The sequence below is a fragment of the Streptomyces sp. NPDC045846 genome (assembly GCF_056431605.1).
Genome location: NZ_JBWKKJ010000004.1, coordinates 83917 through 103021, shown reverse-complemented (window position 1 = coordinate 103021; position 19105 = coordinate 83917). Strand labels below are relative to the sequence as shown.

Annotated in this window: 15 protein-coding genes; 7 read left to right on the top strand and 8 right to left on the bottom strand. The window is 71.6% G+C overall.

Translation table 11 applies throughout. From position 1 onward, the window contains the following. The first annotated feature begins 289 nt into the window (after window positions 1-289). Genes AC07F3_RS12675 through AC07F3_RS12665 form a run of 3 tightly spaced genes read left to right on the top strand, consistent with a single transcriptional unit; the run spans window position 290 to window position 3553 of the window. On the top strand, window positions 290-967 hold the full coding sequence (locus tag AC07F3_RS12675; protein ID WP_479114032.1) for an NUDIX hydrolase: 678 nt from the start codon (window positions 290-292) through the stop codon (window positions 965-967). Between the two features lie 12 nt (window positions 968-979). Then, a complete protein-coding gene (locus tag AC07F3_RS12670) occupies window positions 980-2179 on the top strand; it encodes a MarP family serine protease (RefSeq protein WP_479113280.1) in 1200 nt (399 codons plus the stop codon). A 21-nt stretch (window positions 2180-2200) separates the two neighbouring features. Next, window positions 2201-3553, top strand: coding sequence for a 6-phospho-beta-glucosidase (locus AC07F3_RS12665; protein WP_479113278.1), 1353 nt, complete (start codon window positions 2201-2203; stop codon window positions 3551-3553). A 12-nt stretch (window positions 3554-3565) separates the two neighbouring features. Here AC07F3_RS12665 and AC07F3_RS12660 read toward each other — a convergent pair whose 3' ends face one another. The 6 genes from AC07F3_RS12660 to AC07F3_RS12635 form a co-directional block, all read right to left on the bottom strand. Next, window positions 3566-3763 carry a hypothetical protein gene (locus tag AC07F3_RS12660; RefSeq protein WP_479113276.1) on the bottom strand — a complete coding sequence of 66 codons (198 nt, stop codon included), beginning with the start codon at window positions 3761-3763 and terminating at the stop codon, window positions 3566-3568. A gap of 116 nt (window positions 3764-3879) precedes the next feature. Then, a complete protein-coding gene (locus tag AC07F3_RS12655) occupies window positions 3880-4827 on the bottom strand; it encodes an alpha/beta fold hydrolase (RefSeq protein WP_479113275.1) in 948 nt (315 codons plus the stop codon). Next, on the bottom strand, window positions 4824-5300 hold the full coding sequence (locus AC07F3_RS12650) for a phage holin family protein (protein ID WP_479113273.1): 477 nt from the start codon (window positions 5298-5300) through the stop codon (window positions 4824-4826). The genes AC07F3_RS12655 and AC07F3_RS12650 overlap by 4 nt, the downstream gene beginning before the upstream one ends. Window positions 5301-5374: 74 nt before the next feature. Beyond that, complete coding sequence (nhaA, locus tag AC07F3_RS12645; protein ID WP_479113271.1) at window positions 5375-6769, bottom strand: Na+/H+ antiporter NhaA; 1395 nt, start codon at window positions 6767-6769, stop codon at window positions 5375-5377. A 258-nt stretch (window positions 6770-7027) separates the two neighbouring features. Beyond that, window positions 7028-8983, bottom strand: a complete 1956-nt coding sequence (gene acs / locus AC07F3_RS12640; protein WP_479113269.1) for an acetate--CoA ligase — start codon at window positions 8981-8983, stop codon at window positions 7028-7030. Window positions 8984-9189: 206 nt separating this feature from the next. Then, window positions 9190-11514 (bottom strand): bifunctional SulP family inorganic anion transporter/carbonic anhydrase, encoded by a 2325-nt coding sequence (locus AC07F3_RS12635; RefSeq protein WP_479113267.1) that lies wholly within the window; start codon window positions 11512-11514, stop codon window positions 9190-9192. Between the two features lie 282 nt (window positions 11515-11796). Between AC07F3_RS12635 and AC07F3_RS12630 the strand changes: the two genes are divergently transcribed. Then, entirely contained in the window at window positions 11797-13101 is a 1305-nt protein-coding gene (locus tag AC07F3_RS12630; RefSeq protein WP_479113265.1) for a polysaccharide deacetylase family protein, read from the top strand. Here the strand turns inward: AC07F3_RS12630 and AC07F3_RS12625 are convergent. Further along, window positions 13079-14077, bottom strand: coding sequence for an ATP-binding protein (locus AC07F3_RS12625; protein ID WP_479113263.1), 999 nt, complete (start codon window positions 14075-14077; stop codon window positions 13079-13081). The genes AC07F3_RS12630 and AC07F3_RS12625 overlap by 23 nt on opposite strands. Window positions 14078-14179: 102 nt before the next feature. Between AC07F3_RS12625 and AC07F3_RS12620 the strand changes: the two genes are divergently transcribed. After that, window positions 14180-14998, top strand: a complete 819-nt coding sequence (locus AC07F3_RS12620; RefSeq protein WP_479113261.1) for a Fic family protein — start codon at window positions 14180-14182, stop codon at window positions 14996-14998. 462 nt (window positions 14999-15460) lie between these two features. On the opposite strand, the gene AC07F3_RS12615 is transcribed toward AC07F3_RS12620, so the two are convergent. After that, complete coding sequence (locus AC07F3_RS12615) at window positions 15461-16297, bottom strand: HAD family hydrolase (RefSeq protein WP_479113259.1); 837 nt, start codon at window positions 16295-16297, stop codon at window positions 15461-15463. A 457-nt stretch (window positions 16298-16754) separates the two neighbouring features. Between AC07F3_RS12615 and ssd the strand changes: the two genes are divergently transcribed. Then, window positions 16755-17858: a septum site-determining protein Ssd gene (ssd, locus tag AC07F3_RS12610; protein WP_479113257.1), complete on the top strand. Its 1104-nt coding sequence runs from the start codon at window positions 16755-16757 to the stop codon at window positions 17856-17858. Window positions 17859-17959: 101 nt separating this feature from the next. Beyond that, window positions 17960-19096, top strand: coding sequence for a TadA family conjugal transfer-associated ATPase (locus tag AC07F3_RS12605; RefSeq protein WP_479114030.1), 1137 nt, complete (start codon window positions 17960-17962; stop codon window positions 19094-19096). The last annotated feature ends 9 nt before the right edge of the window (window positions 19097-19105 follow it).

The window sequence follows — 19105 nt, the reverse complement described above, 5'->3', positions numbered from 1 at the left end:
CCGCGTCGGCGGCCCGGTGGGCCGCGCCGACCGGGGCCGCACCGGCGGCCCGAGCGGTCGCGTCGGCGGTCCCGGCCACGCCCATGCCGCGAACGGCGAGCCCGCCGGGCCCGGTACCGCGCGCGGCATAGGCGTACCCGCCCCGGACGCCGCCGGACACTCCGCCCCCGACACCACGGCGGCCCCGGGTGCCGCCACGACCCGGCCCCCCGGCCGCCCGGACCCGGGCGCAGCGGCAACCGGCACCGCGACCACCGACCGCCCCCGTCCGGGCGGGGGCCCAGTTGGCGTGAGTGCGGGCGACCTCGTCGTGACCAGCGAGGGGCTGCCCGACTGGCTGGAGCCGGTCGCCCGGGCCGCCGAAGCCGTCGAGCCCGAGCAGATGAGCCGGTTCCTGCCGCCGGAGAGCGGTGACGGGCGGCAGTCCGCGGTGCTCATCCTTTTCGGCGACGGCCCGCGCGGCCCCGAGCTGCTCCTCATGGAGCGGGCCAGCCAGCTCCGTTCGCACGGCGGCCAGCCCTCCTTCCCGGGCGGCGCCCTCGACCCCGAGGACGGCGACCCGGCCACCACGGGGCCGCTGCGGGCCGCGCTGCGCGAGGCCGAGGAGGAGACCGGGCTCGATCCGGCCGGTGTGCAGCTCTTCGGCGTGCTGCCCCGGCTCTACATCCCGGTCAGCGGCTTCGTCGTGACGCCCGTGCTGGGCTGGTGGCGCGAGCCGACACCGGTGCGGGCGGTCGACAGCGGGGAGACGGCCCGCGTGTTCACGGTGCCCGTGGCGGATCTCACGGACCCGGCCAACCGCGCGACCGCCGTTCACCCGAAGGGCCACGCAGGTCCGGCATTCCTGGTCGAATCGGCGCTGGTCTGGGGCTTCACGGCCGGTGTGATCGACCGGATCATGCACTACGCGGGCTGGGAGCGCCCCTGGGACCGAGCCAAGCGGGTGCCGCTCGACTGGCACGCGTGACAGGCTGGGCCCGTGAACGTGCTGGACATCCTGTTGCTGGTCGCCGCCGTGTGGTTCGCGATCGTCGGCTACCGCCAGGGCTTCGTCGTCGGCATCCTGTCGGTGATCGGGTTCCTCGGCGGTGGTCTCATCGCCGTGTACCTGCTCCCGGTCATCTGGGACCAGCTGACCAACGAGTCCCAGGTCTCGACGACCGCGGCCGTCGTGGCGGTCGTCATCGTGATCGTCTGCGCCTCCGTGGGCCAGGCCTTCACCACGCACCTCGGCAACAAGCTGCGCCGGTACATCACCTGGTCGCCGGCGAGAGCCCTGGACGCCACGGGCGGCGCCCTGGTGAACGTGGTGGCCATGCTGCTCGTCGCGTGGCTGATCGGTTCCGCGCTGGCCGGGACGGCCCTGCCGACGCTGGGCAAGGAGGTCCGCAACTCCAAGATCCTGCTCGGGGTCTCCAACGTGATGCCGCCCCAGGCGTCCACCTGGTTCAGCGACTTCTCCTCGGTCCTCGCGCAGAACGGCTTCCCCCAGGTCTTCACGCCGTTCTCGAACGAGTCGATCACCGAGGTCCAGGCGCCCGACCCGAAGCTCGCGGGCAGCCCGGTCGCGGCCACCGCCAAGAAGTCGATCGTCAAGGTCGTCGGCATGGCACCGAGTTGCGGCAAGCGGCTCGAAGGCACCGGCTTCGTGTTCGCCGACCGCCGTGTCATGACCAACGCGCACGTGGTGGGCGGCGTCGACGAGCCGACCATCCAGATAGGCGGTCAGGGGCGTACGTACGACGCGAAGGTCGTGCTCTACGACTGGCGGCGTGACATCGCGGTGCTCGACGTGCCGGACCTGAAGGCGCCGCCGCTCCAGTTCACCTCCACCGACGCCCGCAGCGGCAACAGCGCGATCGTCGCGGGCTTCCCCGAGGACCACCCCTACGACGTCCGCTCCGCCCGCGTCCGCGGCCGCATCAGCGCCAACGGGCCGGACATCTACCACCGCGGCACCGTCCGCCGCGACGTCTACTCGCTGTTCACCACGGTCCGGCCGGGCAACTCCGGCGGCCCGCTGCTGACCCCCGAGGGCAAGGTGTACGGGGTGGTCTTCGCGAAGTCGCTCGACGACCCGGACACCGGATACGCGCTGACCGCCGACGAGATCCAGGCCGACATTCAGCAGGGCCGCACGGCAAGCCAGCAGGTCGACAGCCAGCAGTGCGCCCTATGACCCCCTGACGAGAAGGCTGCGATGCGACTGACGATCCTCGGCGGCGGCGGCTTCCGCGTCCCGCTGGTGTACGGCGCCCTGCTGCGCGACCACGCGCCCGGGCGCGTCACCGAGGTGGTCCTGTACGACCTGGACGGGGCCCGGCTGCACGCGATCGGCAGGGTCCTCGCCGACCGGGCGTACGGAATCGAGGACGCGCCCCGGGTGCGCACCACCACCGACCTCGACGAGGCGCTGCGCGGCGCCGACTTCGTGTTCTCCGCGATCCGCGTCGGAGGTCTGGAGGGCCGGGCCGCCGACGAGCGGATCGCGCTCGCCGAAGGCGTCCTCGGGCAGGAGACGGTCGGCGCGGGCGGCATCGCCTACGGGCTGCGCACGGTGCCGGTCGCCGTGGAGATCGCCCGCCGGGTGAAGGCGGTCGCCCCCGGGGCCTGGGTCATCAACTTCACCAATCCGGCGGGCCTGGTCACCGAGGCGATGGCCGAGCACCTCGGCGAGCGCGTGATCGGCATCTGCGACTCGCCGGTGGGGCTGGCCCGCCGGGTCGCCCGCACGATCGGCGCCGACCCCGACGCCGTGCGCCTGGACTACGCGGGCCTCAACCACCTGGGCTGGCTGCACGGGCTGTACGAGGGCGAGAAGAACGTCCTGCCGCGCCTGTTCGAGCAGGGGGACGAGCTGCTGACCTCCTTCGAGGAGGGCAAGCTGTTCGGCGCCGACTGGCTGCGCTCGCTGGGCTCGGTGCCCAACGAGTACCTGCACTACTACTACTTCAACCGCGAGGCGGTGAGCGCCTACCAGCGGGCCGAACAGACCCGCGGCGCCTTCCTGAAGGACCAGCAGGCACGTTTCTACGCCACGGCGGAGACCGTCCCCGACGCGTCGGTGTGGGCGGCCTGGGACCGCACGCGGGCCGAGCGCGAGGCCACGTACATGTCGGAGAACCGGGACGTGTCGGGCGCCGGTGAGCGCGCGGCCGACGACCTGGAGTCCGGCGGGTACGAGAACGTGGCGCTCGCCCTCATGCGGGCCATCGCCAGGGACGAGGCGGCGACGCTCGTCCTGAACGTGCGCAACGGGAACTCCCTGCGCGCGCTCGACGAGCGGGCCGTCATCGAGATCCCCTGCCGCGTTGACGCGGCGGGCCCCCGCCCGCTGCCCGTGTCGCAGCTGACGGGCCATGAGGCGGGCCTGGTCAACGCGGTGAAGGCGGTCGAGCGGTGTGTCCTGGAGGCGGCCGCGAGCGGGTCGGCGCGGGCGGCGGTGAAGGCCTTCGCGCTGCATCCGCTGGTCGACTCCGTCCAGGTGGCCCGAAGGCTTCTGGACGGCTACCGGGGCGCGCACCCCGGCCTCGGCTACCTCAGGGCCGACTAGGCACCGCGCCCGCTACGTACGGGCGTGCCGCAGCCGGGCCGAGACCCAGCGGGCCCGGCGGCGCAGAATGCGCGGAATGCCCACCTCCCGGGAATCGGGGGAGGGGTGTTGTGGCCCCTGCCCCTGCGGGCCGCCCCTCTCGTACGAGACCGGCCCTGCGGCCGTTCGGCGGTTGCGTGCTGCGTCACCGTAGTCGTGCGTCCAGCCCATACCCCGACGTGTGCCCGGGGCCCATGGTCGGTAACCGCTTCAGAGGGGGCCAATTGGCCTATGCGCCGGGCAAGTGGCCGTTTGTAGGACAGCAGTTCCCCCGCGGCCCTCGGAACTCAGCGATCCGGTTCCGGATCCTTCAGCCAGTTGACCAGTTCGGTCGAGAACGCGACCGGGTCCTCCTCGTGCGGAAAGTGCCCCAGACCGTCGAACAGCCGCCAGCGGTACGGCGCTTCGACGTACTCGCCCGACCCGGCCGCGCTGCGGGTCCGCATCACCGGGTCCAGTGAGCCGTGCAGATGGAGCGTGGGGACCCGGACCGGCCGCTTCATCCTCCGGTTGAACTGGATGCCGTCCGGCCGTGCCATCGACCGCACCATCCAGCGGTACGGCTCGATCGAGCAGTGCGCGGTGGACGGGATGCACATGGCGCGCCGGTAGGTCTCCACGGCCTCGTCCTCGGGCTGGCGCGGGCCCGACCAGTCCCGTACGAGCCGGGCCACCAACGCGCCGTCGTCCGCGACCAGTTGACGTTCCGGCAGCCACGGGCGCTGGAAGCCCCAGACGTAGGATCCGGCCGAGGTCTGCTTGACGTCGGCGAGCATCGCCGAGCGCCAGCGGCGCGGGTGCGGCATGGAGGACACCACGAGCCGGCGCACCACCTTGGGCCGCATCACGGCCGCCGTCCACGCCAGATAGCCGCCGAGGTCGTGACCGACCAGTGCCGCGTCGGGCTCGCCCAGGGACCGTACGACGCCGGTGATGTCGAGCGCGAGGTTGGCCGGGTCGTAACCGCGCGGGGTGCGGTCGCTGCCGCCCACCCCGCGCAGGTCCATCGCGACCGCCCGGAACCCGGCGTCGGCCAGCGCCGTCAGCTGATGGCGCCAGGTCCACCAGAACTGCGGGAAGCCGTGCAGCAGCAACACCAGGGGTCCCTCGCCGAGTTCGGCGATGTGGAAGCGCGCCCCATTGGCCGCCACGTCCCTATGGGTCCAGGGACCATCGATGCGGACGGGGCTGCCGGTGCCGCCAGGGCTTCCGGTACCGGGATCGGGTGCGGTCATGCAGACGAGCGTGCCACAGTGGCGCCGGTGTCCGTGACCGTCACCTCGACGGTGGCCGGACGCGGGTGGGGCTTGACGCCCTGGAGGGCCGCGGCCGTCGCCTTGGCGGAGGCGATGGACTTCTCCGGCGGCTTCACCTTCTTGAACTTGGCCACGGCGATCACCCCGAGCAGCGCGGCCAGCACCAGGAACGCACCGCCCACGATGAGGAACGACCAGGCGAGCCCGAGCCCCAGGTTGTGGATGCCGTACGCCGCCGCGAAGCTCAGCACGGGCAGCGAGAACAGCGCGAGCACCCCGGCCGTGCTGATGGCCAGGCCACCGATCGCGCCGCGCTTGGCGTCCTGGCGCAGCTCGGCCTTGGCCAGCGCGATCTCGTCGTGCACCAGCGCGGACATCTCGGCGGTCGCGGAGGCGACCAGCTGGCCGAGGCTGCGCTCGGCGCTGCCGGCGTTGTGGCTGGGGTCGCTCATCGCTGACTCCCTCATCTCTCTCGAATACCGACGGGTCGAACAGGGCCCACGGGTCCAACAGGTCCGTTGTCAGATCATGCCGGACTGTCGCCGCCGTCGCGCCCCGCCCCCGCCACTTGCGCCAGCCTGCGGTGCTCGGCCGCCTTGTTCTCGTAGATCTCGGCCATCCGCAGGTGGTACTCCGGCTTGTCCAGTTCGTACATGTCGGGGATGCCGTCCTGGTCGTCGTCGCGCTCCTCGTCCTCGACGAGCGCCTTGTACTTGCGCACCCGCATCTTGAGCAGGGCGGAGGCGATGACGGCCGCCGTCAGAGAGCCCACGAGGACGGCCGCCTTGACCTCGTCCGTCAGCGTGGGCCGCCCGTCGAAGGCGAGTTCGCCGATGAGCAGCGAGACCGTGAAGCCGATGCCGGCGAGCGCGGCGACGGCGAACACGTCCGGCCAGGCCAGGTCGTCGTTGAGCTCGGCCTTGGTGAACCGGGCGGCGAGCCAGGTGCCGCCGAAGATGCCGAGCGCCTTGCCGACGACCAGGCCGAGGACGACGCCGAGGGTCTCGGGCCGGGTGAAGACGTCGGCCAGCGTGCCGCCGCTGATGCCCACCCCGGCCGAGAAGAGCGCGAAGAGCGGGACCGCGAGACCTGCCGAGACCGGCCGTATCAGGTGCTCGATGTGCTCGCCGGGGGAGTGCTCCTCGCCCTCGGTGCGGTGGCAGCGGAGCATCAGGCCCATCGCGACCCCGGCGATGGTGGCGTGGACGCCGCTGTTGTACATCAGCCCCCAGATGACGAGCGCGAGGGGGAGGTAGACGTACCAGCCGCGCACGCCCTTCCTCAGCAGCAGCCAGAAGACGGCCAGGCCGACGACGGCGCCGCCCAGGGCCGCGAAGTTGATGCCGCTGGTGAAGAAGACCGCGATGATCAGGATCGCGAAGAGGTCGTCGACGACGGCGAGGGTGAGCAGGAAGGCGCGGAGCGCGGAGGGGAGCGAGGTGCCGATGACCGCGAGGACGGCGAGCGCGAACGCGATGTCCGTGGCGGTCGGTACGGCCCAGCCGTCGAGGGAGCCGTCGCCGAGGACGTTGACGAACGCGTAGACCAGTGCGGGGACCGCCATGCCGCACAGGGCCGCGATCACGGGCAGTGCGGCGGCCTTCGGGTCGCGCAGATCACCGGCGACGAGTTCGCGCTTGAGCTCGATGCCGGCGACGAAGAAGAAGATGGCGAGCAGCCCGTCGGCCGCCCAGTGCTGGACGGAGAGGTCGAGCCCCAGGGAGCCGACTCCGAGGTGGAAGCCGCGCACCGACTCGTAGCTCGAACCCAGCGTGTTCGCCCAGATGAGGGCGGCGATGGCGGCCACGAGCAGCAGCACGCCGCCGACGGTCTCGGCACGCAGGGCGTTCGCGACGAAGGTCCGCTCGGGGAGCGAGAGCCGTCGGAGGAACTTCTGCTGGGGCGGGGTGGGTGTGGCCACGGGGGCGACCTCCGGTCGGTTCGGCGGGCATGACTGAGCACGTTGCCGACCAGACTTCCCGGCGCACCTGACGTTCTTGTCGCGTCATTGACGCTTTGCTTACTTTACCTAACTTTACGGAGAGGCGTGCGGCGGGGTGGATCCGGTGATCAACACTTTAGGGGCATAGCGGTCACGGGGCGCGCGAACAGGGGCCGACGGGAACACGCGCAGGGCCCGGCCGAAGCCCGGCCGGGCCCTGCGATCGGCTGTCCTGGCTCAGTCCTCGCTGGCGGCGCTCGGCAGCTTGTTCTGGATCAGCGCCATCACCGAGGAGTCGGTCAGCGTGGTGACGTCGCCCAGCTCGCGGTTCTCGGCGACGTCGCGGAGCAGTCGGCGCATGATCTTGCCGGAGCGGGTCTTGGGCAGCTCGGCGACCGGCAGGACGCGCTTCGGCTTGGCGATCGGGCCCAGCGCCGAGCCGACGTGCGCCCGCAGCTCCTCGACCAGGCCCTCGCTCTCGGCGGCGGTGCCGCGCAGGATGACGAAGGCCACGATGGCCTGCCCGGTCGTCTCGTCGGCGGCGCCGACCACGGCCGCCTCGGCGACCGAGGGGTGCGAGACGAGGGCCGACTCGACCTCGGTCGTCGAGATGTTGTGGCCGGAGACGAGCATGACGTCGTCGACGCGGCCGAGCAGCCAGATGTCGCCGTCGTCGTCCTTCTTGGCGCCGTCACCGGCGAAGTACCGGCCCTCGAAGCGCGACCAGTACGTGTCGATGAAGCGCTGGTCGTCGCCCCAGATGGTGCGCAGCATCGAGGGCCACGGCTCGGTCAGGACGAGGTAGCCGCCTCCGCCGTTCGGGACCTCGTGCGCCTCGTCGTCGACGACGGTGGCGCTGATGCCGGGCAGCGCCCGCTGCGCCGAACCGGGCTTGGTCTCGGTGACGCCGGGCAGCGGCGAGACCATGATCGCGCCGGTCTCGGTCTGCCACCAGGTGTCCACGATGGGGCACTTGTCGGCGCCGATGTGCTTGCGGTACCACATCCACGCCTCGGGGTTGATCGGCTCACCTACCGAGCCCAGGACCCGCAGACTGCTCAGGTCGAACTTGGCGGGGATGTCGTCGCCCCACTTCATGAACGTACGGATCGCGGTCGGCGCGGTGTAGAGGATGGTCACGCCGTACTTCTGCACGATCTCCCAGAACCGCCCCTGGTGCGGGGTGTCCGGGGTGCCCTCGTACATGACCTGGGTCGCGCCGTTGGCGAGCGGCCCGTAGACGATGTACGAGTGTCCGGTGACCCAGCCGATGTCGGCGGTGCACCAGTAGACGTCGCTCTCCGGCTTCAGGTCGAAGACGGCGTTGTGGGTGTACGCGGCCTGGGTGAGGTAGCCGCCGGAGGTGTGCAGGATGCCCTTGGGCTTACCCGTCGTACCCGAGGTGTAGAGGATGAACAGCGGGTGCTCGGCGTCGAAGGCGGTGGGCGTGTGCTCCACCGACTGGCGGGCGACGATGTCGTCCCACCACACATCGCGTCCCTCGGTGAACGCGGTGTCCTGGCCCGTGCGGCGCACCACCAGGACGTGCTCGACCTGCGGGCACCTGGCGACCGCCTCGTCGATGGCGGGCTTGAGGGCGGACGGCTTGCCGCGCCGGTAGCCGCCGTCGGCGGTGATGACGAGCTTGGCGTCGGCGTCCTGGATGCGGGAGGCGACCGCGTCGGCGGAGAACCCGCCGAAGACCACGGAGTGCGCGGCGCCGACCCGGGCGCAGGCGAGCATCGCGACGGCCGCCTCGGGGATCATCGGCAGGTACACCGCGACCCGGTCCCCGGCCCGGACACCCAGCTCCGTCAGGGCGTTGGCGGCCCTTGACACCTCGTCCTTGAGCTCGGCGTAGGTGAGGGAGCGGCTGTCGCCCGGCTCGCCCTCGAAGTGGATGGCGACGCGGTCGCCGTGGCCGGCCTCGACGTGCCGGTCGACGCAGTTGTACGCGACGTTCAGCTTGCCGTCGGCGAACCACTTCGCGAAGGGCGGGTTCGACCAGTCGAGGGTCTCGGTCGGTTCGGTGGCCCAGGTCAGGCGCCGGGCCTGCTCGGCCCAGAACCCCAGCCTGTCCGCCTCGGCCCGCTCGTACGCCTCCGCCGTCACGTTGGCGTTCGCGGCCAGCTCGGCGGGCGGCGCGAACCGCCGCTCCTCCTTGAGCAAGTTGGCCAGGCTCTCGTTACTCACGACATCTCCCTTTCCCAGGGCGTCCTCATGTGCCTATGTGTCCCGGCCCTAGCTCATCAGGCCTGCGGCCGGGTGACAAGAGTCTCCAGGAAATTGGTTTAGACCTGTAGAAGTGGCCGGTCATCGGCGTGGCGCGCGTACGGCCCCTCCCGCGGGCAGGGAGCCGTGCGGGAGGGGCCGTACGCGATCGGAGGAGCGAGGCGGATTCAGGCGCGCGTGTCCTGAAGGAGGTTGACGCCGACGCCCTCGAACACCTCCGCGTGGTCGTCCGGAGCGAGCAGGTACGCCTGCGCCTCGCCGACGTGGAAGTACATGCCGTGCAGCGTGAGGGTGCCCGCCGCGAGCGCGCGGGCCACCGAGTCGTGCCGCCGCAGGTGCTCCAACTGCTGGACCACATTGGTCAGACAGAGCTGCTCCACGGCGTCGGCGGGCAGCCGCCCGGCGATCCGGGCCCAGGAGTGCCGTCGGCTCGCCATCCGCTCCAGGCTCGGCTGCCCGTACCGCAGCCAGCGGCGCAGCGGGGTCATCGGCGCACCGGGGCTGCTGTTGAGCAGCGCCTGCATCGCGCCGCAGCCGGAGTGCCCGCAGACGGTGATCGACTCGACCCGGAGGATGTCCACGGCGTACTCGATGGCCGCCGCGACGGAGTCGTCCGCGCCCTCGGTGCCCGGCGGCGGCACCAGGTTGCCGATGTTGCGCACGGTGAACAGATCGCCCGGACCGCTGGAGGTGATCATGCTGGTGACCAGCCGGGAGTCCGCGCAGGTGATGAAGAGCTGCTGCGGGCGCTGGCCCTCGCGGGCGAGCCGGGCCAGCTCGTCGCGCACCAGCGGCGCGGTGTTGCGCTGGAACGAGCTCAGCCCGCTGGCCAGTTGGTGCTGGTGGGTGCGCTGCGGCGGGCGGTCCTGACAGTGGTGGTTGCGCCACGGCGTCCACGGGCGGCAGCAGGTGTACGCGCTCGACGCGGGCTCGGCGATCCGGCCCCCGGCGCGCCCGGTGATCCTCACGGCGCCGCCGCGCGCCTGATGGGTGTCCTGCCAGCCCTGCAGCGCCTCGAAGGCGGCGTGATCCATGAACGACCCGTCCAATTCCACGATGGCGTCGGCCCCTTGGGGGACCTGGCCGAGCGCCCGGGTCAGCCGGGGCACGGCCAGGAACGTCAACTGGCCGCGCGCCCGCACCACATGGGTGCCGTCGGCCTCCTCCTGGACGGTGATCCGGGTGCGCGCGAGCCGGTGCAGCGCGACGGCCACGGCGACCGCGATGCCCAGGACCACCCCTTGCAACACGCCCAGGACGAGCACCCCGCCCACGGACGCCACGTACACGAGGAACTCGCGGTGTTGGTGAACATTGCGGATGTGCGCGAAGTTGACCATCTGGATGCCGACCATCATGACCAGGGCGGCGAGCGCGGCGAGCGGGATCCATTCGAGCACGGAGACGAGCAGCCCGGCCGCGAGCAGCACCCACACGCCGTGCAGCACGGTCGAGGCGCGGCCGGCCGCGCCCGCCCGGACGTTGGCGCTGCCGCGCACCGCGCCGCCGGAGATGGGCATTCCGCCGAGCAGCCCGGAGACCGCGTTGGCGATGCCCTGCCCGCGCAGCTCGCGGTCCAGGTCGGCGCGCGGCGGGGCGGTGGCGCCCGGCCGCTCGGACGCCAGCCGGTCGACGGCGACGGCGGAGAGGAGCGACTCCAGGCTCGCGACGAGCGTCACCGTGAGCACGGCGGCGACGATGCCGAGCGCCGGGCCGTGCGGCAGCTCGGGCAGCACATGCGCGTCCCAGGAGGGCAGTTCGACCCGGGCGATGCCCGGCGCCGCGAGCGCGGCGACCCCGGTGGAGACCACGACGCAGGCCAGCGCGGCCGGAACCTTGCGCAATGCTTTTCCGGCCCGCCCGGGAACGCGGGGCCACAGCAGGAACACGGCGATGGTCAGCGCCCCGATGAGCGGCGCGGCCGGGCCTACGTGGGCCAACTGGCCGGGCAGCGCGAGGGCGTTGTCCACCGCGGAGCTCTGCGGGGAGCCGCCGAGGACGATGTGGAGCTGGGCGAGCGCGATGGCGGCGCCGATGCCGGCGAGGGTGCCGTGCACGATGGCGGGGCTGACCGCCAGCGCGGAGCGCGCCGTCTTCAGCGAACCCAGGGCGACTTGGAGCAGCCCGGCGCACACGGTGATGGCGCAGCTGGTGCGCCAGCCGTACGTCTGGATCAACTCGGCGGACACCACGGTCAGTCCGGCCGACGGGCCGCTGACGAGGAGGGGCGAGCCGCCGAGGAGGCCGGCGACGATCCCGCCGACTCCGGCGGCGATGAGGCTGGCCTCCAGCGGCGCGTCGATGGCGACGGCGAGGCCGAGCGACATCGGGACGGCCAGCAGGAAGACGGTGATGGACGCCGACAGATCGGCGCCCTGGAGGCGGAAGCGGCGGCGCCCGGGTCCGTCTCCAGGGGGAGCCGGGCGGTGCGGGCGCCGGATACGAGGTGTGCGAGCTGGGGTCTTGGCGCGGATGGGGACGCAAGCAGGCATGGTTCCCGTCTCCTCCGGGGCAGCGCGGTCGCGGAACGTGGGGTCGCGGCCGTGGGTCACGGCAGTGCAGCGGCGGGATTCTCAACTCTCGGTAAATGAATCGTAATGCAGAGTAAAGCCGCTTACGTATCATTTGGGGCATTCAGGGCAACGATTCACTCTCAGGGGTGAATAGGCAGCTTTTCGTGCGGCTTGTCGTGCCGTTGTCCCTCAGTCTGCGTGCGACTTTTGCGGCGCCGTGACGGCATTCAACGCACATAACCGCAAGGAAGAGGTGGGCGGATGATCGCCGCCACGCACGCCAGGAAGAGGATCGCTGTCGGCGTCATCGCCGCGGCGCTGGCCGCCGGAGCCGCGGGCTGCTCCTCGGACCCCGCCCCGACCAAGCCGGGCGCCCCCGTCGGTCACCGGGGCGCCGCCGCCCCCAACCTCGCCCCGCACCTCATCGGGGATGGCTCCACCGCGTACACCGGGCTCCAGCCGCACCTGCTCAAGCCCCAGAAGCTGAAGCCGGGGCAGCAGCCGCCGCAGTTCGTGGTGTTCTCCTGGGACGGCGCCGGTGAGGACAGCCAGAAGCTCTTCTCGCACTTCCGCCAGGTCGCCAAGGAGTCCAACGCGACCATGACGTACTTCCTCAGCGGCGTGTACATGCTCCCGGACGCCAAGGCGAAGCTGTACACGGCGCCCAAGCACTCCGCGGGCACCTCGGACATCGGCTTCAACGACCTCAACGGAATCAAGGACACCGTCACCCAGCTGCGCGCCGCGTGGCAGGAGGGCAACGAGATCGGCACCCACTTCAACGGCCACTACTGCGGGCCCGACGGCGGTGTCGGCACCTGGTCGGTGGACGAGTGGAAGAGCGAGATCGCGCAGGCCAAGTCCTTCGTGAAGAACTGGAAGACCAACTCCGGCCTGAAGGCGGAGGCTCCGCTTCCGTTCGACTACGACAAGGAACTCGTGGGCGGCCGCACCCCGTGTCTCGAGGGCCGCAAGAACTTCGTGGCCGCCGCGGGCCAGCTCGGCTTCCGGTACGACACCAGCGCCGTCAACGACCAGGTGTGGCCGAAGAAGAACGACAACGGCGTCTGGGACCTGTCGATGCAGCTGGTGCCGGTCCCGGGCCGCGACTTCGAGACGCTGTCCATGGACTACAACTTCTACATGAACCAGTCCAACGCGCAGACCGGTGACGCCGATCAGCACGAGTACTGGGGCAACCAGATGCGCGACGGCCTCCTCCAGGCCTTCGACCGCTCCTACAACGGCAACCGCGCCCCGCTGATCGTCGGCAACCACTTCGAGTCCTGGAACGGCGGCGCCTACATGCGCGCCGTGGAGGAGACCATCAGGACGGTGTGCGTGAAGCGCGACGTCCACTGCGTCTCGTTCCGCCAGCTCGCCGACTGGCTCGACGCCCAGGATCCGGCGGTGCTCGCCAAGTTCACCTCGCTGAAGGTGGGCGAGGCGCCGAAGGGCGGCTGGGCAGCCCTGGAGGCCGCCCAGCCCGCGGCCCCGGCGAAGCCGCTGGCTCCGCTGAAGCCGGCCGCGCCCCAGCCCGCCGTCAGGCAGGCTGCGGCTCACTGACCTCGGCGATCAGAGCCTCGCTCAGCACGAAGGCGGGGTCGACCTGCGCGGCCAGGTCGGCCCCGGTCTTCGCGTTGCCCCAGCTCTCCGCGTTCTTCAGGTGGAAGTGCACCATCTGCCGCGTGTAGCGCCCCCAGTCCCGGTTTCCGTACGAGTCGTCCGCCGCGTTCTGCAGCGTCTGCAGGGCGAGCCGGTTGTCGGCCTCCAGGAGCTCGAAGCGGGGCGGGCGGCCCTTCTCCATGGCGCGCACCCAGTCGGAGTGGCCGATGGTCACCAGCAGGTCGTCGCCGACCTCGGCGCGCAGGAAGTCCACGTCGTCCTGGCCCTGCACCTTGTTGCCGACGACCTTGAGCGCGACCCCGTAGTCCCGGGCGTACTCCTTGTACTGGCGGTAGACCGAGACGCCCTTCCTGGTCGGCTCGGCCACCAGGAACGTCATGTCGAAGCGCGTGAACATGCCGGACGCGAACGAGTCGGAGCCCGCCGTCATGTCCACGACCACGTACTCGTCCGCCCCGTCCACCAGGTGGTTCAGGCACAGTTCGACCGCGCCGACCTTCGAGTGGTAGCAGGCCACCCCGAGGTCGGACTCGGTGAACGGACCCGTGGCCATCAGCCGGATGTCGCCGTCGTCGAGCACGACCCGGCGCGCGCACGCCTCGTACACCGGGTTCGCCTCACGCACCCGCAGCAGCCGGGAGCCGTGGCCGGGCGGGGTCGTCTTGATCATGGTCTCGGTCGAGGCGATCCGCGGGTTGGTGCCGCGCAGGTACTCCTTGATGAGCGGCAGGTGCGCGCCCATCGCGGGCAGCGCCGCGGCCTCCTCGTCGTCGAGCCCGAGCGCGGCTCCGAGGTGCTGGTTGATGTCGGCGTCGACCGCGACGACGGCGGCCTCGTTGGCGGTGAGGTGGCGGATGAAGAGCGAGGACAGCGTGGTCTTGCCGCTGCCGCCCTTCCCCACGAAAGCGATCTTCATGTTCACCAACGGTAATCGAATGGTGCCGTTGTGTATGCGAGGTGAGTGAAGAAGACCACTCGAAGGTGGGGCGCGGCTTGCGGACGCGTAGCCTCCTTACCTATGAGTACGAACGCCGCTGACCCTCTAGTCGCCCTCGGCGGGCTGCCGGGCGTCCCGGACGCCGTGGACTCCGTGCGCAAGGCCGTGGACCGGGTCTACGGGCACCGTGTGATGCGGCGCCGCAGCAACGAGATCACCTCGGAGGCGGCGCTGCGCGGGGCGCGCGGCAGTGCCGCCCTGTCCGGTGCGGACTGGGCGCTGGAAGAGGTGCGCAGGCGTACCGACTTCGGCAGCGAGCCCGAGGCGCGCGCGGTCGGTGCCGCGCTGCGGCTGAGTGCCGAGGCGGGCCAACTGCTCTCCATCTGGCGGCAGTCGCCCCTGCGGGTGCTGGCCAGGCTGCACCTGGTGGCCGCCGCGGACGCGGATGACGCGGTCGGGCGGCCGAGGCAGCACGGCGAAACGGTCGACGAGCCGCTCATCGAACTTCCGCTGCCGGACGCGGACGAGGTCGCGGGCCGCCTCGAAGGGCTCTCCCGGCTGATCATCGCGGGCGGCTCGGCCCCCGCTCTGGTGACGGCGGCCATCGTGCACGGCGAACTGCTCGCGCTGCGGCCGTTCACCTCGTACAACGGGCTCGTCGCGCGCACCGCCGAGCGGATCGTGCTGATCGGCAGCGGTCTGGACCCCAAGGCCATCTGCCCCGCCGAGGTCGGCCACGCGGAGCTGGGCCGGGCGGCCTACGCGGCGGCGCTCGAAGGCTATGTGTCGGGGACGCCGCAGGGCATGGCGGCCTGGATCACCCACTGCGGCAAGGCCGTCGAGCTGGGCGTGCGCGAGTCGACGGCGGTGTGCGAGGCGCTCCAGCGCGGCGCGGCGTAGGCGTCGGCCCGCGGTTCGCGGGGGCGGGCGCCGTGTTCGGGGCCCGGGCGCTTGTCCCTTGTGTACGTGTCGTGCCTTACGTACGGAAAAAGGGTTGCGGCGGTATCGATGTCCGATACCGCCGCTGGCATGTCCACCGTGTTACCAAGCGTCCTCGAATGTTGCCCATCAGGCCGGGATTCTCTGCCCGTTCACCTGGTGCGGCTGGCCCGTAATCGACGGGTCGACGTCGCGTGGGTGCTCGATGTTCATGCTCGGTCCGTGGGGCCTTTATTGCGTAGAAGGTGATCCTCTCGGATGTCCCAGGTCTCGCGGGCCGTTGAGTCCTTTCTACTCCCGTCCGGCGAGAAGCGAAACCCCTGCCCACAGTTCTTTACTTTTGGGTTCAAACAGGGGTGAAACGGGCGTCTGTTTTCAGATGTGTTCCCCGGACACGCCCTTCGAGCACGTTGACGCGCCGCCTCACGCGGAGCCGGAGCCGCGCCGACGGCTGGCGTACCAGACGAGGCCGGCGGTCGCCGCGGCCGCGCCGACCCCCGCCGCGACCAGCAGGGCCGACCGGGGCGGCATCGAGAGGGCGGGCAGCCTTTGCTTGAGGCTGACCGGCCTGTTGAAGACGAGAACCGGCCATTCCCGCGCGGTCGCTTCACGGCGCAGGGCGCGATCCGGATTGACGGCGAAGGGGTGGCCGACCGACTCCAGCATCGGGACGTCCGTCGCCGAGTCGCTGTAGGCGTAGCACCGCGCCAGGTCGTATCCCTCGGACGCGGCCAGCTCCTTGACGGCCTCCGCCTTCGTCGGCCCGTAGGCGTAGTACTCGACGTCCCCGGTGAAGCAGCCGTCGTCGCCGACCACCATCCTGGTGGCCACCACCCGGTCCGCGCCGAGCAGTTCGCCGATCGGCTCGACGACCTCGGCGCCCGAGGTGGACACGATCACGACGTCGCGGCCCGCGGCATGGTGCTCCTCGATGAGGGAGGCGGCCTCGTCGTAGATGATCGGGTCGATCAGGTCGTGCAGGGTCTCGGCGACGATCTCCTTGACCTGCTGCACGTTCCAGCCCTTGCAGAGGGCGGACAGATACTCGCGCATCCGCTCCATCTGATCGTGGTCGGCACCACCGGCGAGGAATACGAACTGCGCGTACGCGGTGCGCAGTACGGCGCGACGGTTGATCAGTCCTCCTTGATAGAAGGACTTGCTGAAGGTCAGGGTCGACGACTTGGCAATGACTGTCTTGTCCAAGTCGAAGAAGGCGGCGGTACGCGGCAACGAGTGGTTTTCCACGAGCCCGAGCATAGGCGCCCACCATTCGGCGTAAGCTGGGGCGCGTGGGTTTGCCTGAGAAGGCTCTCGGGTACACCATGGAAGTCACGGATCGTTCGCGACCGTGCTAACCCGGTCCGACTCCTCCCCCCCCGAGTCGGCCGTGGGGACGACCCCCGCTCTCCCCCCCGGCGGGGGTCGTCGCATGTCCGGACGCGTTTTCGGCCCCTGGAGCCGACCGTCGTCCCCTCGCCTCGGCCTCGTTCTCGCCGCTCTGCGGCACCCAAGACTCGTCACTGTGTGTAGTGGTTGCGCTGCGCTCCGGAAGTCACCGGTATAGGTGAACGGGATATTCACAACCGGGATAGTTGTCCACAGCTTTTGACCAAGATCCACATTATTTCGAGTCGCCCTCCACCGTGATTCCAGTTCGCGAAGTACGCGGACGCAGGAATCCGACTGAGAGGGGGCGGAAATCGTGGACGGAGCCATGGCATCCGACCGGCCGCCGGGCGCGGAGGGGCAGCGCGGCGGACCGCTGATCGTGACCGAGGACGAGGAACTGCTCGACGATCTGCTGCGGCTGTGCGCCGCGGCGGGCGCGGAGCCCGAGGTGTGCCACGGGGTGCCCGACCGCAGGGGCGGCTGGGAGAGCGCGCCGCTGATCCTGGTCGGTGACGACGCCGCTCCCCGGCTGCTCGGAGCGGCCCGCAGACGCGGGGTGCTCCTGGTGGGGCGGAACCAGGACGACCCGGGTGTCTGGCAGACGGCGGTCGAGCTCGGCGCGGACCATGTGCTGCGCCTGCCCGACGCCGAGCCGTGGCTCGTCGACCGGATCGCGGACGCCGCCGAAGGCGTGGGGCGACCCGCGCTGACGGTCGGCGTGATCGGCGGACGGGGCGGCGCAGGGGCCTCGACGCTCGCCTGCGCCCTCGCGGTGACCGCCGCCCGTACGGGGGTGCGCACCATGCTGATCGACGGCGATCCGCTCGGCGGCGGCCTCGATGTGCTGCTCGGCGGCGAGCAGGCCGACGGCCGACGATGGCCGGATTTCGCCGCTTCGCGGGGCCGGGTCGCCGGCGGAGCCCTGGAGGAATCGCTGCCTCGGCTGCACCAGTTGAGGGTGCTGAGCTGGGACCGCGGGGACTCGGTGGTGATCCCGGGGGAGGCGATGCGGGCCGTGCTCGCGGCGGCCCGCCGCCGGGGCGGCGTGGTCGTCGTGGACCTGCCGCGCCGGATCGACGACGCGGTGGTCGAGGCGCTCGCCCAGCTGGACCTGGGGCTTCTGGTGGTCCCGGCCGAGCTGCGCGCGGTCGCGGGGGCCAACCGGGTCGCCTCCTCGGTCGGCATGGTGCTGCGCGATCTGCGCGTGGTCGTACGAGGTCCGTACGCGTCCGGGCTCGACGAACAGTGGGTGGCCGGGGCGCTCGGCCTGCCGCTTGCGGGTGAACTCCCGGTGGAGCCGGGCCTGTTGGAGGCGCAGGAGTGCGGCGCGCCACCGGGGAGCGTCCCGCGCGGGCCGTTGGCCCGATTCTGCACGGCCTTCTGGGACCAGGCCCTGGCCGGTGGCCTCGCCGGGGGAGCGCTCTCGTGAACGCGGTGCGCGATACGGGCCGCCCCTCCCCGGGCGCATCGGCGGTGGCCGCGGGAGGGGAGCGGCCTCAGGGGTGGTCCGTACGGGGCGCCGGGCCGCCGCTGCTCGACGCGGTGCGGCAACGGCTCGCCGAGAGCGGCGCCGAGCCCACTCCGGCCAGGGTCGCGGCGGCGCTGCGTGCGCAGGGGCGGCTCCTGGGCGATGCGGAAGTGCTCGGCGGTGCCGAGGAGTTGCGGTCCGAGCTGGTGGGGACCGGGCCGCTTGAACCGCTGCTGGCCGACCCCGAGGTGACCGACGTGCTGGTCTCCGCGCCCGACCGGGTGTGGGTGGACCGGGGCGCCGGGCTCGAACTGACCGGGGTCCGCTTCGCCGACCCGGCGGCCGTGCGCAGGCTCGCCCAGCGGCTCGCCGCGGTCGCGGGCCGACGGCTCGACGACGCACGGCCCTGGGTGGACGCACGGCTGCCCGACGGCACCCGGATGCACGCCGTCCTGGAACCGGTGGCCGTCGGCTCGGCCTGCCTCTCGCTGCGTGTGGTGCGTCCGAGGGCGTTCTCCCTGGCCGAGCTGACCGCCGCGGGCACGGTGCCGCCCGGGGGCGAAAAGGTGCTGCGGGCGCTGCTCGAAGCCCGCGTGTCGTTCCTGGTGAGCGGCGGCACAGGGACCGGGAAGACCACGCTCCTGGCGACGCTGCTCGGCCTGGTCGGAGAGGGCGAACGCATCGTACTGACCGAGGATTCGGCCGAGTTGAGGCCCGACCATCCGCATGTGGTCCGCCTCGAAGCCCGACCGGCCAACCAGGAGGGCGCGGGGCTGGTGACCCTGCGGGACCTCGTCCGCCAGGCCTTGCGGATGCGACCGGACCGGCTGGTCGTGGGCGAGGTCCGGGGCGCCGAGGTGACGGATCTGCTGAGTGCTCTCAACACGGGCCACGAAGGAGGATGTGGGACGGTTCATGCCAATTCCGCCGCCGATGTCCCGGCCCGCCTCGAAGCGCTGGGCACGGCCGCCGGGCTCGACCGGGCCGCACTGCACAGCCAGTTGGCGGCCGCGCTGTCGGTGGTGGTCCATCTCGTACGCGACCGCGCCGGGCGGCGTCGGATCGCCGAGGTGCGCGTCCTGGAGCGGGACGCGGCGGGACTGGTGGTGACGGTGCCCGCGCTGCGGTGGGGCAGGGCGGGGTTCGCGCGGGACTCGGGCTGGGAGCGGCTGCGGGCGCTGATCGGGGGTGCGTGGTGAGGGATCTTT

Bases quoted from the DNA above. Each gene is read 5' to 3' on its own strand.
- AC07F3_RS12665 (WP_479113278.1), top strand. From the start codon at position 2,201: ATGCGACTGACGATCCTCGGCGGCGGCGGCTTCCGCGTCCCGCTGGTG.
- AC07F3_RS12660 (WP_479113276.1), bottom strand. From the start codon at position 3,763: ATGGGCTGGACGCACGACTACGGTGACGCAGCACGCAACCGCCGAACG.
- AC07F3_RS12655 (WP_479113275.1), bottom strand. From the start codon at position 4,827: ATGACCGCACCCGATCCCGGTACCGGAAGCCCTGGCGGCACCGGCAGC.
- AC07F3_RS12650 (WP_479113273.1), bottom strand. From the start codon at position 5,300: ATGAGCGACCCCAGCCACAACGCCGGCAGCGCCGAGCGCAGCCTCGGC.
- AC07F3_RS12635 (WP_479113267.1), bottom strand. From the start codon at position 11,514: ATGCCTGCTTGCGTCCCCATCCGCGCCAAGACCCCAGCTCGCACACCT.
- AC07F3_RS12630 (WP_479113265.1), top strand. From the start codon at position 11,797: ATGATCGCCGCCACGCACGCCAGGAAGAGGATCGCTGTCGGCGTCATC.
- AC07F3_RS12625 (WP_479113263.1), bottom strand. From the start codon at position 14,077: ATGAAGATCGCTTTCGTGGGGAAGGGCGGCAGCGGCAAGACCACGCTG.
- AC07F3_RS12620 (WP_479113261.1), top strand. From the start codon at position 14,180: ATGAGTACGAACGCCGCTGACCCTCTAGTCGCCCTCGGCGGGCTGCCG.
- AC07F3_RS12615 (WP_479113259.1), bottom strand. From the start codon at position 16,297: ATGCTCGGGCTCGTGGAAAACCACTCGTTGCCGCGTACCGCCGCCTTC.
- ssd (WP_479113257.1), top strand. From the start codon at position 16,755: ATGGCATCCGACCGGCCGCCGGGCGCGGAGGGGCAGCGCGGCGGACCG.